The following is a 13,547-nucleotide window of genomic DNA, read 5'->3' as shown; positions in this document are numbered from 1 at the left end:
CTGGCCGATGCAGACCGTTGTTCGACCCTATGAGGTCCTGATCCGCTGGCGGCCGGATGGCACCATCAGCGGGGCGCATGTGGTGCGCGCTGTGCTGGTGCTGGACGACGAGGGGAACATCCTGTCGTCCAGCCTGCTTCCAGCCGAACCAGCGGGAGAGGCGGGTGCGGACTTCCCGTTGGCCGAGGCGCTGACTGCAGAAATCGCGGCAGGGTTGCAGCACACGAGACTAACTGAAGGCTAGCCTGCGTGACCAGCGAGCACCAGGAAGGTGTTTGTCCGATCAATCAAGGTCCCACGGTTGCCGTCTTTCATGGCGCCGTCGTATCCTGTTCACGACGTGTTAGCTGGCGTAAAAGCGAAATTCGAGCGCTGCACCCAATATGGTTGTTGTAACGCATTGGTCCGTGGAGGATTTTTCATGTCCCTTACCAGCCCCTCCCCGGGTCAGCAGCCGTTAATCAGGAGATTCGCTCTAGAACTCGCAAATGGCTACAAAGATATCGAGTTTTCAACTGACAGCCACGTAAAAATTCTTGTTGCCGAAAACGGTGCCGGAAAAACAACACTATTCAATGCTCTTCATGCTGTTCTGACCGGTAACCACAGTTCTTTAGTTTCAATGGAATTTTCCACTCTGCAGCTTGAAATTGGCGGGCACTCTTGGAAGAAAAGAAGGGACGAATTCTCAATTGCTTCGCAGGAGTACGACAAGGTTCTGCAACCTGCGCGTTGGCTTAAACTGGATCTTCCAATACCTACCAAATTAGAGGCTGAAGAACTGATAGCGGCCATAGCCGACGGCGAAGAAAATAGTGTTTCAAAAACTAAATACTTCGCCCGAGATATTGTGCAGATGCGCATCCCTCCGCAGTATATAAAATCTGCCTTAAATGACATTCTGGATAAAAAAATCCAAACTATGTATCTTGATCGCCGTCAGAAATTTCTCAAATTCTCATCGGAGGTTGCGGCGGCTCTGGCGGGTTACACAGTCCTTTATCTCCCTACGTACCGGCGCATCGAGGCTTCCTTGCCTGAATACCAATTCAGGACTACTTCGCAGCGCCATCGTAGGATATACAAGAACTCGTGGGCTACTGATCAGCTCATTCACTTCGGATTGCAGGACGTAGAGTCTAAATTATTCGAAATGGCGGAAGAAATCAGGAGATCCACGGTTCAGGCGTTTTCTTCGATAAATGGACGTACGCTCGACGACCTCCTCTTTGGTCATTATAAGCAGGACATAAAAAGCACAAGCCCGATCGACGCTGCGTCTTTGCAGGTGGTTTTGGGGCGGCTTGGGCGTGACAATCCGGAGACAAAACAGCGAATTGAACGTCTGATTAATAGTGGTGAAATCAACAACGAAGATAATATCTACCTCAAGAGTTTCTTAAACCAGCTTCTGCAAACATATATCTCGACCCAAGATCGAGAAGCTCGTATTGAGAATTTCATTCGCGCCGTTAACTCGTACTGGGATGAGGACGGCAGCGAAAAGAAATTCGAGTTCGACAAGGCCTCTGCGGAGGCGCGGGTTGTTAATTTTTATACCGGCGGAACGCTGCCGCTTGAGGCATTGTCGTCCGGTGAAAAACAAATTATCAGTATCTTTGCTCGCCTCTACTTGGAGCCTGAGCAGAAAATTATCGTTCTGATCGATGAACCTGAGCTATCGCTGTCTATGGAGTGGCAGCAAAAATTTCTGCCGGACATAGCGCGCGCGCCCAGTTGTTCGCAGCTTATCGCCATCACCCACTCTCCGTTTATTTTTAAAAACGAGCTAAGGCCTTTTGCGGGGCCGATAACTGTCCGTCGCCACAAAACCCTGTCCCTTATCTGAGGCGCTGGCGATGGAAATTTCTCGCGTCGACAAGCTGAGCGCTGCCGCGTCTGCTGCAGAAGCCATCCTCCTAAGTTACATCAAGTTTAGAGGGAAGTCAGAAAAGCCGTACGTGTTTGCTGTGGAGGGTCATGATGATGTTACTTTTCTGCAGACGGTTGTGTCAAAGGTACACTCGCAGATTTCACGAGCGATAGGATTTTTTAATTGTAAAGGCAAGAGTAACGTTTTGACTCTAGTTGATCTAGTTGAGGAAAATCGACAGCTTTCGATCGATGATGTTTGGTTTTTTGTAGACCGAGATTATGATGATCTCCGCGGTCGTGAGCCGCATCGCAAAATTTGGGTAACGCCCACCTACTCATTTGAAAACATCTTGGTCTCTGATGTCGCGCTGGAAGCGCTACTCCAGGGCGAGTATCGGTGCCATGGTGCTGAAGGAGTGGATGATCTCATTAAAATCAAGAAGATTTTTTCTGAATTCATTGAAGATTATAAGGAAAAGCTTGGCTATCTCAACCAAATAATTTATTATTGCGTAAAAAACCAAGTCTCAGTTAATCCGCTCGATGAGGTGATTTCGCCCCGGCTCAGGCTGCAGAATTTCAAGATCAAGTGGATTGTGGATTCCGAGGAGTTGCTGATAGCCATTCCCAAGGCGTCTCCACTGTCGGCAGACGAAATCGCCAAGAGTCGAGATGAATTTGAGAAACTAGAACCACTCCAGCGCTGGCGCGGGAAAATTCTATTTCGATTATTTATCGATTTTCTTGATGCGCTAAGGACCGATAGGGGGACAAGGAAACCTCAGATATTCGCTGAGCATGTCAAGATGAAGTTCAATCCGCGGACTGATACAATCCGCACACTCACGACAATAGCGGATGCCCCCTCTTGCTTAACAACTTTCCTGCGGACTGTACCCGTGCCGGTGTGAACGAGGTGGTGCGTCATCCAAGGCTTAGCCATGGGAGCCCAAGTGCGCCGATGCTGGTAAGCTAAGCATTTCCCCCAGGGCAACGGGCCACTGAGTTGCACCATCGTTGAATTTGCATAAAATACACTAGATTCGTAATCAGTAGGTCCCCGGTTCAATCCCGGGTGTCGGCACCACTATACCCCTGTTAAATCTGCATTTTTCGGGTTGGTGGCCTGTTGGGCTGCGTTCTTCTGTTGATTTTGGTTCGGGCTGTGTTCGTTGCTTCCGGGAGATTGCTTTAGGTCCTCGGCCAGGGACGACGGGACATCCCGCTCCCGCAACTCCCACGCCTCGACACCGGCCAGGGCGATGTCGGCCCGGCGCGGCACAGAGGTCTCCGCGATGGATTGGCCTGAGAGCGCCGCGATCTGCGGGATCGTCGCGCCGGCCAGAGCCAGCTGCACCATGCCGGTCCGCCGGATGTCCCGTCCCTGCAGGCCGCTGAGCAGGCGCGCGCGGCTCGCCCGCTTCGCCGCCTCCCGCTGTCGCGCCCGCTTTGGCTTAGGGAGCGGCTGCCCGCGCAGGGCGTCGCGCGCGATCTGGCGGTTGGCGCGCCTCAGTGCCCTGTTCTAGGCGGTGGCGAAGCTACGCTGAGTCCAGGCGCGCCCGTCCGGACCAGGCACCAGGAGCAGGCTGGACCGCTGGCTTGCGCGCCGGGGTTTTCCTGAACGGGCTCCTCCGCGCTCTGGATTTCGGCAAGACGACTCCGCGGGGGCCTTCGAGAGCGCGGTGGCAGGGCACGGCAACCAGCTCGTTCGTCTTCTCCTGGCGCAGCACGAGCCAGAGCCGGTCGTGCATCTCCCGAACCTGCCCCGCGGTCATGTGCCGCACATCCGAGGGGCGCTGCACCGTGTAAAGCAGCAGCGACATGGCCAGTGCGATGTCGCTGGGCGCCGCCTTCACCCCGTGCTGGCGGGCCACCGAGCACACCGAGGCAGCCGGCGCGTAAGTCGCCTCGACCATGCGCATCTTCTCGGCCGCCGACCATCTCCGACGGCGCTGGACGGAGGCCATGACCTCCACCTTGGGCGGACTGTCAGTCATAGACAAAGTCATACGCCTACCCCTTACGGAAGTGCGAGACCGTGTCGGGGTGTTAAGGGGGCGGGCTCACTGCTCCACCGGCATCCGCATCACCACAGTCTTGCGGGCCTATACCTGTCACCTGTCACCTCCTGTGCCTGCGTGCTTGATCATGCGCGAGCGCTCGACCATGGGGCCGTGCCTCATTCGGTGGGCAGCTCATTCGAACTCACCGGAGGACCGAGAAACTCGACACCCCATTTGACGCCAAACGCGTTGAGCGCGACCTGGTCGGGGATGCCGTCATGCATGGTCGCCGCAAGCTCCGTGAAGAAAGCTGCAGCATCGAGAGCCGGGGCAATGATGATGAATTGCCTGGCGGGCTTGTCGGTGACGTTGACAAAGCCATGCTCCACCCCGCCCGGAATGCTCACCACGTCGCCCGCCTCGGCGTAGAAGCGCCGCCCGTCCGCTTCATACAGATAGCGCCCTTCGAGCACGCGGAAGATCTCCGCCTCATGGTGGCGATGCCGCGGCGGACCTTTACCGGGCGCGTTGATCGTCTCGACGAGGCAGAACTCCCCGTCGCTCGCCGCCGGCGGCATGCGGACGAACAGGTCGAGCCCGATGGCGGGGATTTTGATGGCGGGTTCGGTCCCGCGGGAATGAAGGAAGGAGATGGTCATGGATTCAAACTCCAAAGGGCCCGTCTAGGGCGGGGGTGGGCGCCGGCGGCATGGCTGGCCGCCGGGTGATGGTCGGGATGCTGCCGGAGTTGGCGCGCACCTTCTTCGGAAGCGGCTGACGATCCGCAGTATTGGCCGCGACCACCCCAAGGTGCATGCCCAGTACTGGTCATGCTCCCCGATTGCCGGATTGCTATGGGATCGGCTCCTCAGGGGCCGGGACCGCAGACATGACCGCCGCCGGACAGCACCGCCTATGCTTGCCAGACCAAGCCGCCGTCCCGCACAACCTCGGGCCGCCGGAGGCCGGGTCTCGATGGCCTGGGTCCGCGCATGCACTTGCCGCCGCCTACCTCGGCTGGACGCTGGACGCCTTCGACTTCTTCGTCATGGTGTTCGTCCTGCGCCAGGTTGCGGCGAGTTTCGACGCGACACTGGACAGCGTTGCCATGGCCATCACATTGACCTTGGCGTGCCGCGCAATCGGTGCGCTGCTCTTCGGCCGCCTGGCCGACCGCTTCGGCCGACGGCCAGTCCTGATGCTCAACGTCGTCGCATTCGCGGTATTGGCCTTCGCGTCCGGCCTCGCCCCGTCGCTCGGCGCCTTTCTGGTGCTACGTGCCTTGTTCGGCGTAGCCATGGGTGGTGAGTGGGGCGTCGCCGCTTCGCTGGTGATGGAGAGTGTTCCGCCCGGGCAGCGGGGCCTTGCCTCCGGCGTTCTGCAGGCCGGCTATCCGACCGGCTACCTCCTGGCCTCCTTGCTGTACCTGGCCGAGCCATGGCTTGGCTGGCGCGGGTTGTTCATGGTGGGCATCCTGCCCGCGCTGCTGGCCCTCTATATCCGCCGAAGTGTGCCGGAAAGCCCGGACTGGCTGGCGCGTAGCGAGCAGGAACGGCGCACCGGCTTGTGGCCCATCCTGCGAGAGCATTGGCGGCTGGCCGTCTTTGCGATCCTCCTCATGACAGCGCTGAATTTTCTCGGCCACGGATCGCAGGACCTCTATCCGAGCGCCGTCCTCGGCATCCAGCATCACCTTGGGACAAGCACGATCTCGCTCATCATGATTGCGGCCAATCTCGGCGCGCTTCTCGGCGGCGTGGCCTTTGGTGTCCTGTCCGACAGGATCGGCCGGCCGCGGTCCATTCTCGTGGCGGTGGCGCTGGCGTTGATCGTACTGCCGGCATGGGTCGGTGCCGCCACGCCGCTCGGCCTCGGCGTCACCGCCGCGTTGCTGCTGTTCTGCGTGCAGGGCGCTTGGGGCGTGGTCCCGATCTACCTCAACGAATTGTCGCCACCGCCGGTGCGCGCCACGCTTCCCGGCGTCGTGTACCAGGCGGGGAACTTCCTCGCGGCCGCCAATGCCAATATTCAGATCTGGCTCGCAGGCCGATTGAATGGCGATTATGGCCTGACGATGGGCCTCACCGTGGCGATCATGGTGCTGGCGATCGTTGTGTTGATCATGGCTCGGCCCGGCACTGACAAGCCGATCACGACACACGGCGTCTCTGCGCGGAGTCCATCATGAGCAAGGATCTCCTGCGCCTCGCAGCCACCGAGTTGATGCAAGCGTTCCGCGACAGGCGCCTGTCCCCCGTCGAGGTCGCCCACATCGCCGCCACCAACCCAGGACTGAACGCCTTCCAACATCTCGAGGAGGACGGCGCGATGGTCCAGGCGCGCGCTTCGGAGGCGCGCTGGCAGCGTGGCGCGCCGCTCGGCCCGGTGAATGGCGTGCCAACGACGATCAAGGACAATGCGCTGACCATCGGCTGGCCGACACTGTCTGGCTCCCGCACCATCAACCCGGACAAGGCCTGGAGCGAGGACGCGCCCGGCACTCGCCGACCCCGAGCACCCGGGTCGGGTACATCCAGGCGAGCAGCGCGAAGACCGTCGCGCCCAGCGAAAGCCCTGCCCACGCGACGGCGACATTGGCCGGCGGCATTCCCGGCGGCATCGGTTCCAGCAGCAGGGGTAGCAGGAAGATGGTTCCGATCCCGGTGATCGCCGTTGTGCTGGGCAGCACCGGCAACTCGGGCGGCAGCAGGCGCCGTGAGGCGACGGTGTAGAAGGCCATCGTCCCGGCAGCGAGCAGCGCCAGCGGCTCGCCCCAATCCGGCGTGAAGCCGGCAATGCCCCGCGGCCCGTCGCCGAGCACGGCGAGCAGCGCGCCGGCGAGCGAGATCGCCAGGCCGATCGGCGCCCGGATGCCGATGGGCTCGCCGAGCCAGATGGCCGCGCCGATCATGGTCAGCAGCGGCGTCAGCGCCATGATCACCGCGCTGTTCACCGCGGCAGTGAGGTTCAGCGCAGCGAAAAGCAGCGCCTGGTTCAGCGTGATGCCGACCAGGCCGAGGACGAGGAACGCCCACAGGGTGGCGGCACCGCGGGCAAGCAGCATCTCGTGACGTCACGGACCTACGGGATCGAAGCCGTACTCCTGCCAGCGATCCGTGACGCGCGCGACGATCTCTGCCGGATAACCATGGCGGAAGGAGGCGCGGATCGGCAGCATCTCACCCCATTCGTCGGGCGGCAGGCCGTTGTAGACGATCTTGCCCGTGCTGGCCGAGATCTTCTCGCTGGTGCGCAGATAGGCGAGAAGCGGCGCGGCGGCGATGTGCTCGAAGGTCGCATGGCCTTCGAGCGGATGGCAGCGCGTGGCGAAGGCCCAGACCAGTTCCTTGGTGTCCGTCGGATCCACGTCATCGGGCACGACGATGACCTTTGGGATGAGCGCGCCGGCCTTGCTGCCGAACACCACCTCGCCGATCCGGCGGCAGAATTGCTGCCCGCCTTCGGCGCCGCTGCGCCGGCGCCAGTCGCGCGGGACGGTGACGACCAGCCAGTGCAGCGCCGCTTCGAAGGGGCACCAGGCGGTGGTCACCGGCAGGCCCGCCACGCGCAGGTCGTGCAGGATGACCGCGGCGGTCGGGATGCCCCAGGCGGTGTGGTTCTCCTCCACAGGTTCGCCGGCGACGACGACCGGCAGGATGGCGTCGTTGCGGTGACTGAGCGCCGAGACATGGTAGACCGGCCGCTTCATCGCGCCGCCGGACCAGAGATAGCCTGCGAACTCGCCCATCGGTCCCTCCTCGGCCATCTCGTCGAGATGCAGATGGCCCTCGATGAGGATCTCGGCACTGGCCGGCGCCTCGAGGTCGACGGTCCGGCAACGTACCGTGCGCAGCGGGCGTTGCAGGAAGGCGCCCAGCCGCCCGGCTTCGTTGACCTGCGCCGGCAGCGGCATGCCGCAGATGAAGGGGATGGACGGTTCCACGCCAAGCGCCAGCGCGAAGGGCATCGGCTTGCCGAGATCGGCCCAGCGCCTGGCCACCATGCCGACATGCTGCTCGGCCGCGACGAGGCCGGTCATGCGGCGGCCGTCGAGCAGCATCATCCGGGCGATCGACCAGTTGGTCCAGGATCCGTCCGGCGTGCGTGCGACGATGCAGCCCCAGGTATTGAGATAGCGCCCGCCATCGCCGCAATGCAGGAGCGGGACGGGCAGCCGCGTCAGGTCCACGGCATCGCCGATGGTGACATTCTCGAAACACGGCGCGGTGTCCACGATCACCGGATCGATCGCCGGCAGGTCGAGGCTCCCGGCCAGGGCGCTGACGATGTCATGGCCCGTGCTGTCCAAAGGCATGTCCAGCGACGCCGCAACGCGGATGAGCTGCCGCCCGGGCTGACGGCCGAGGCCGGCCGGCGCACCCAGGATCCGGAACCCCGCCGGGTGGTCCGAGAAGGCGGTGAAAAGCGGCGCCGGCGACCGGGTTTCGTAGCAGCGCCGGACGATGGCGCCGAGTTCCAGGTCGAGCGCGACAGGCGCCGCGACGTCCTGGATCTCGCCCAGGCCGCGCAGGTGTTCGATGTAGGCACGCAAATCGGTCAGCGACACGCCACGACCTCCTCGTCAGCGGTGGCGCAGGACATCGCAACAAGCGCCGCACCGCCGGACCACCGGCGCACGAGCCCCGCCTCGATGTCGAAGAGGTCCAGCACGCGGCCGACGGTGTGATCGACCATGTCCTCGATCGTCGCAGGGCGGTCGTAGAACGCCGGCACGGGCGGGAAGACGATCGCACCGTTGTCGGTGGCCGCGGCCATGGAGCGAATATGCCCGGCATGCAGCGGCGTTTCGCGCAGCATCAGCACGACGCGGCGCCGTTCCTTGAGGCAGACATCGGCGGCGCGCGTGAGCAAGCCGTCGGTGTTGCCCGTCGCGATGGCGGAGAGGCTTCGCACCGAACAGGGTGCGACCACCATCCCCATCGTGCGGAAGGAGCCGGAGGCGATGGTCGCGCCGATATCCGCATCCGGATACCAGTGATCGGCCATGGCGCGGACCTCGCGCACCGTGTGGCCGCTCTCATAGGCCAGGGTGCGCTCGCCCGCCTTGGTCATGACCAGATGCGTCTCGATGCCCGACCTGCGCAGCGATTCGAGCAGGCGCAGCCCGTAGACGACGCCGGTCGCCCCGCTGATGCCGACGATCATGCGGCGGCGCGGCTGCGTGAAAAGATGTTTCTGCATGAGGCCTCCTGGGGCGAGTTGCATGCGCGCACCCTGCCCCCCCTCGCTGGGGGACGCATGGCCAGAAATCGTCATGATCAGCGGTCGGCCGCATTGATCTTCCCGTGCCCTCCGAAGGCGGTGGCAAGCCGCCGCCATCGGCAGGCTTGGCATCCCGGCGCACTGACCAAGGGCGACGTGCATGGCGCCTGCCAGCGCTGCCAGGCCGAACCATGGGCATCGTATTGATCAGGGCAGGGCCGAGGCCGCATCCGTGGCGAGCCAGATTTTGGCCGCGGTCACCAGAGCCTCGATACCGGCGCCCAGCGTCGGATGGATCACCGGCGCGAAGTCGGGCGCGTGGTTCACCGGCAGCGCATCGATCTTGCCTGCCTTGATCGCCGCCTCGAAGACCTTCGCATCGATGCCGCCGATGAACCAATAGACGGATGGCACGCCCCAGGCGGCGCCGAACAGGCCAAAATCCTCGCTGGCCGAGGCTGGCAGGATTTCTTGAATCCGCTCCGCACCGAAATGCTGCGTCAGGGCGGCCACCACCCGGCGCGTCGCCGTATCGTCATTGCTGAGTATCGGATGCTGGCCCAGCGTCTGGATGTCGGGCGGCTTCGGTGCACCGGAGGCCTCCGCCTCGGCTGCGACGATCCGACGGATTGCGGCGAGTACGCGGCTGCGCACTTCAGCATTGAAGGTTCGGACGTTGAGCCGCAGCAGCGCGTCGTCGGGAATGATGTTCTCGGTGCGACCGGCCTGCAGCGTGCCTACCGTGAGCACCGCGGAATCGGCCATCGCCACTTCGCGCGAAACCACGGTCTGCAGGCGCATCACGGTCGCGGCGGCCATCACCACCGGGTCGATGCTCCGCTGCGGCATGGAGCCATGCGCGCCGCGACCGAACAACGTGACCTCCAGGCTGTCGGCGCCGGCCATGACGATGCCGCTGCGCCAGCCGATGCTGCCCGCCGGCGCGGGCACGACATGCTGGCCAAGCACCACATCGGGCTTCGGGAAGCGGTGGACCATGCCGTCCTCGATCATGGCGCGGGCTCCCTGGGCGGTTTCCTCGCCGGGTTGAAAGACCGCCATGACGGTGCCGCGCCAGGTCTCGCGCTGCTCGGCCAGGATCCGCGTCGCGCCCATGAGCCACGCGACATGCATGTCATGGCCGCAGGCATGGGCAATCGCCGCAGGCTGGCCGAAGCGGTCGGTGCCGGTGGCGCTGCTGGCATAGTCGAGGCCGGTGGTCTCCTTGACTGGTAGGGCGTCCATGTCGGCGCGCAGCAGAACAGCCGGCCCGTCGCCATTGCGCAACAGGCCCACCACGCCGGTGCCGCCTATGCCGGTGGCAACCTCATAGCCATCCGTCCGGAGCCAGTCGGCGGCGATGCCGGCGGTCCGCTTCTCCTGCATCGACAGCTCGGGATGCGCGTGCAGATCGCGGTAGACGGTCTCGACCTCGGCCAGGAGTGCCGGCGTCGAGAGCCGCAGATGCGGTCCGGGTGCGCCAGTGGTCATGACTGTCGTCCAAAGGTCAGGGGGTGACGGGTTGGCTGCGGTAGGACGTCGCACCTCTGCGCGGGCCTGCCGTCATGCGTCAGCGCCAGGAGCAGCGCTCCAAGACGCAGTGCAAGGTCTGCGGGCAGTGCGTCGGGATGTTCGATGAGCGCCAGGAGCTGCGTGATCCGCTGGCGGTCTCGACCGTGTGTGGCCTTTGCGTCGCCGCACCACCTGCACGACCCCTGTGATTGCTGCGCACCGGCGCGGCGCGGCCCAAGCACGGACATCTCAGTTGCGTCGGGCCGTATAGCCGATCGGCAGGGCCTCCGGGCCGCAGGCGATCACCGTCTCGTCGTCGCGCGCGCAATTCTCGATGAAGGTGATGTCGGCGAACTCGTCGACAAGTTCGGTCGGATAGGTCGGCCCCGCATCGCGGTAACGCTGCATCAGCTCGATCTGGGGGTTCTGGAAGCAGACGATCTTCTGTGGTCCGTCCACCACCCAGCGTGGAAAGAAGGTGGCGCCGTGCACGCGCCGCTCGTCAAGGTTGACCGCGACGCTGACGCAGGTTCCGGTCGGCTCCACCCAGGATACCTTGAAGACGCCGTCGGCGATGCGGACGATGTGCGCCTCCTGGTCCTTGACCCAGCGCCCACCGACGATGCCGCTATGGACGCGGTATTCGATGCGCCGCTCGTTCTTGATGTAGAACTCGTACTGCCAGCCATTGTCGTAGGTGTAGATGTAGTGCTTGCCGACAAACGGCGCGATCTCGGCAGGTCTTGTGGAGGCGAGGGGGTCAGACATCCTGATCTCCGTGCAATGCGCCGCGCGGCAGGATACCGGGCCGTTGCGGCACCATGGGTGCACCAGGCGCGGCGGCGCAGGCATGACCAATTCTGGCCATGCGCCGGGCCTGCCGGGCGGGCGAGGATGCCTGCGCCGCGTGGCGGCCCCTGAGCGACCCTTCCGGAGCGCCCTTGCAATGAAGCCCTGCCTCGCCCTCGCCGCCGGTCCCGCTTCCGCCGGCAACCCACCGATCGTCGAGGCCGCTCGGTCGCCAGCCCCGGTTGCGCAGGCGCTCGCCGCTACTGGACAGGCGCCGGCCTGTGCGGCGCTGGATGCGATGCGCCAGCACCATGCCCAGCGCTGAGCCCCAGGCAGTGCCAGCGCCCGGGAGCGGCCAGTCGCCGGCAGGCAGGCGGCGCGGGCGCTCCGCCGCGGATTATCGCATTGCGGCGTCGGTGCCCCCCCGGTATTGTAACAGCCGTGCACCTTCGGTGGGCAGGAACATGGCGCGGGACCCGCATGGCGCAGTCATGGCATGCATCGGGACCATCTATGACGCCGCATCCGGCAGCGTGGCATGGCTCGATGTCGGGTCGCAGATGCGTCGGCTCTTCGCCGCTGATCGTGCCAGCCTGATCGTCCCCGGCGCCATCGGGGCGCCTCGGGAATTGCTGGCCCCGTTGGGCGAGGCCGAGGCCGCCTATGCCGCCTATTTTCACAGCGTGGATCCGATCCGGCGCCAAGCGGGACGGGATTTCGCCCAGGCGCGGCAGCATCATTTGTTGCGGGCCAAGCTCAGCGCGGAGATCGTGCCCGAACACGAATTCCTGCGAAGCGAATACTACGCCGACTACGCACGCCACCATGGCCGGCGCTACCTGGTCGGCGGCATGGTGGGCGGGCAGCATCCTACGCCGATCGGCCTGCATCGCGCCGAGACCTCCTGCCCCTTCACGGCCCAGGATTGTCGCCTGCTCGAGATGCTGCTGCCACATGTACAACGGGCGCTCGACCTGCGGGAACGATTGGCGGCGCAGGATACTTCCCTCCGCATGACGGTCAGCACGCTCGACGCGTTGCCGACCAGCGTGGTGATCGTCGATGCCGGATCGCGGGTGCGCTTCGCCAATGCCGCGAGCCGGCATGCGCTGTCGCGACCAGGCTCGGGATTGGCGATGCTCGCTTCGGGACCGCACATTCAGCAAGGCAGCACTCACCTCACCGCGCTGCACCGTGACGATGCGCGGGCTCTGCGGCAATTGGTCACCTCGGCGGCGCAAGGCGGGGCGGGCGGGTCGCTGCGCATCCGACCGCGCGACGACGGCGGCGATCTGGCCCCGATGCAGGCGGCCCTCATCTCGCCGGTGCCAGCATCGCTGCTGGTCGATGCCGATCCGGCGACGCGCGAGTCGGCTGGCCTCGCGCTGGTCGTCATCGAGGATCTGGTGCGCCGGGCATCGCCGCCGGCGGCGATGCTCTGCGACCTCTTTGAACTGAGCCCGACCGAGGCCGAGGTGGCGATCCGGCTCATCGGCGGTGCGAGCGCGGAGGATGTGGCGCAGCGCCGTGCCGTCTCGCTCGACACGGTCAGGAACCAGATCCGCGCCATCCTGCGAAAATCCGAAGTCGCCAATCTGCGGGATCTTGAGCGGGTCCTGGCGACGCTCGCGGCCGTTGGCGCAAACCACACGACGCGAAGCGTGGCCGGCTCGTGATCGCGCGGGGGCAACCGCTCAGGATGCCGTGGCGCTCGGCGTCATCAGCCCACCGGCGGCGGCTACTGAATCGAGGCGCCTGGCCAGGCTGAACGCCTTCTCGAATCGAGATATGTCCTCCGGCCGGCGCAGGAACCGGGGGAAGGGCTTCCCGCCGGCTGCCCATTCCGGGTGCAACCGCCGCATCTGCGCGAGCGCCACGCGCGCTTCCTCGATCAGCCCTGTCTCGATCGCCGCGACCACGATGGTGCCCTGGCAGGGCGCGAAATCGGGCATCTGCGCGGCGCAGAGATGCAATTGGCGCAACGCATCCTCGGGCTGATCCGCCAGCAGCAATGAGCGGCCCAGAACGGCGCGCGTGCGCGGCGGGCAGTGCGGATCGAAGGCGAGCGTCTCCCGCATCGCCTCCACGGCCTCCCGCGGGGCCAGCCACGACCAGGGCTTCGGCATAGGCCGTCCGCGTACCGTG

Annotated in this window: 15 protein-coding genes and 1 pseudogene; 7 read left to right on the top strand and 9 right to left on the bottom strand. The window is 64.2% G+C overall.

Annotated features, from left to right (window positions below; all coding sequences use genetic code 11):
- Nucleotides 1-7: 7 nt before the first annotated feature.
- From HB662_RS03890 to HB662_RS03880, 3 genes are all read left to right on the top strand, one after another.
- Nucleotides 8-244: a hypothetical protein gene (locus HB662_RS03890; RefSeq protein WP_168047306.1), complete on the top strand. Its 237-nt coding sequence runs from the start codon at nucleotides 8-10 to the stop codon at nucleotides 242-244.
- Between the two features lie 177 nt (nucleotides 245-421).
- A complete protein-coding gene (locus HB662_RS03885; protein ID WP_168047304.1) occupies nucleotides 422-1,849 on the top strand; it encodes an AAA family ATPase in 1,428 nt (475 codons plus the stop codon).
- A 10-nt stretch (nucleotides 1,850-1,859) separates the two neighbouring features.
- Nucleotides 1,860-2,786, top strand: a complete 927-nt coding sequence (locus HB662_RS03880; RefSeq protein ID WP_168047302.1) for a DUF4435 domain-containing protein — start codon at nucleotides 1,860-1,862, stop codon at nucleotides 2,784-2,786.
- A gap of 176 nt (nucleotides 2,787-2,962) precedes the next feature.
- Here HB662_RS03880 and HB662_RS03875 read toward each other — a convergent pair whose 3' ends face one another.
- The 3 genes from HB662_RS03875 to HB662_RS03865 all read right to left on the bottom strand — a co-directional run bounded on the left by HB662_RS03875 (nucleotide 2,963) and on the right by HB662_RS03865 (nucleotide 4,537).
- Nucleotides 2,963-3,235, bottom strand: a complete 273-nt coding sequence (locus tag HB662_RS03875) for a hypothetical protein (protein WP_168047300.1) — start codon at nucleotides 3,233-3,235, stop codon at nucleotides 2,963-2,965.
- Between the two features lie 178 nt (nucleotides 3,236-3,413).
- Nucleotides 3,414-3,872, bottom strand: a complete 459-nt coding sequence (locus HB662_RS30040) for a transposase (protein WP_168047298.1) — start codon at nucleotides 3,870-3,872, stop codon at nucleotides 3,414-3,416.
- 182 nt (nucleotides 3,873-4,054) lie between these two features.
- Nucleotides 4,055-4,537 (bottom strand): cupin domain-containing protein, encoded by a 483-nt coding sequence (locus tag HB662_RS03865; protein WP_168047296.1) that lies wholly within the window; start codon nucleotides 4,535-4,537, stop codon nucleotides 4,055-4,057.
- A 230-nt stretch (nucleotides 4,538-4,767) separates the two neighbouring features.
- Here HB662_RS03865 and HB662_RS03860 point away from each other — a divergent pair, with 230 nt between their 5' ends.
- Nucleotides 4,768-6,066, top strand: a complete 1,299-nt coding sequence (locus tag HB662_RS03860; protein WP_168047294.1) for an MFS transporter — start codon at nucleotides 4,768-4,770, stop codon at nucleotides 6,064-6,066.
- A pseudogene (locus tag HB662_RS30035) lies at nucleotides 6,063-6,287 on the top strand (amidase); the annotation flags it as partial. The gene HB662_RS03860 and the pseudogene HB662_RS30035, both read left to right, overlap by 4 nt.
- A gap of 52 nt (nucleotides 6,288-6,339) precedes the next feature.
- Here HB662_RS30035 and HB662_RS03855 read toward each other — a convergent pair.
- The 5 genes from HB662_RS03855 to HB662_RS03835 all read right to left on the bottom strand — a co-directional run bounded on the left by HB662_RS03855 (nucleotide 6,340) and on the right by HB662_RS03835 (nucleotide 11,381).
- On the bottom strand, nucleotides 6,340-6,942 hold the full coding sequence (locus tag HB662_RS03855; protein WP_168047292.1) for a DMT family transporter: 603 nt from the start codon (nucleotides 6,940-6,942) through the stop codon (nucleotides 6,340-6,342).
- A gap of 9 nt (nucleotides 6,943-6,951) precedes the next feature.
- Nucleotides 6,952-8,445 (bottom strand): UbiD family decarboxylase, encoded by a 1,494-nt coding sequence (locus HB662_RS03850; RefSeq protein ID WP_168047290.1) that lies wholly within the window; start codon nucleotides 8,443-8,445, stop codon nucleotides 6,952-6,954.
- Nucleotides 8,436-9,080 carry a UbiX family flavin prenyltransferase gene (locus HB662_RS03845; RefSeq protein ID WP_168047288.1) on the bottom strand — a complete coding sequence of 215 codons (645 nt, stop codon included), beginning with the start codon at nucleotides 9,078-9,080 and terminating at the stop codon, nucleotides 8,436-8,438. The genes HB662_RS03850 and HB662_RS03845 overlap by 10 nt, the downstream gene beginning before the upstream one ends.
- Before the next feature lie 228 nt (nucleotides 9,081-9,308).
- A complete protein-coding gene (locus HB662_RS03840) occupies nucleotides 9,309-10,592 on the bottom strand; it encodes an amidohydrolase (protein ID WP_168047286.1) in 1,284 nt (427 codons plus the stop codon).
- Between the two features lie 270 nt (nucleotides 10,593-10,862).
- Complete coding sequence (locus HB662_RS03835; protein WP_168047284.1) at nucleotides 10,863-11,381, bottom strand: phenolic acid decarboxylase; 519 nt, start codon at nucleotides 11,379-11,381, stop codon at nucleotides 10,863-10,865.
- Nucleotides 11,382-11,559: 178 nt separating this feature from the next.
- On the opposite strand from HB662_RS03835, the gene HB662_RS03830 reads away from it, so the two are divergent.
- Nucleotides 11,560-11,727 carry a hypothetical protein gene (locus tag HB662_RS03830; protein WP_168047282.1) on the top strand — a complete coding sequence of 56 codons (168 nt, stop codon included), beginning with the start codon at nucleotides 11,560-11,562 and terminating at the stop codon, nucleotides 11,725-11,727.
- Nucleotides 11,728-11,866: 139 nt separating this feature from the next.
- Entirely contained in the window at nucleotides 11,867-13,078 is a 1,212-nt protein-coding gene (locus HB662_RS03825) for a helix-turn-helix transcriptional regulator (protein WP_168047280.1), read from the top strand.
- Between the two features lie 18 nt (nucleotides 13,079-13,096).
- On the opposite strand, the gene HB662_RS03820 is transcribed toward HB662_RS03825, so the two are convergent.
- The gene (locus HB662_RS03820) at nucleotides 13,097-13,528 is read right to left on the bottom strand and encodes a tetratricopeptide repeat protein (RefSeq protein WP_168047278.1); all 432 of its coding nucleotides are present in this window, start codon (nucleotides 13,526-13,528) and stop codon (nucleotides 13,097-13,099) included.
- Nucleotides 13,529-13,547: the final 19 nt, after the last annotated feature.

This window comes from Falsiroseomonas frigidaquae (assembly GCF_012163145.1).
GTDB lineage: Bacteria > Pseudomonadota > Alphaproteobacteria > Acetobacterales > Acetobacteraceae > Falsiroseomonas > Falsiroseomonas frigidaquae.
This window is presented reverse-complemented; position numbering and strand designations above follow the sequence as displayed.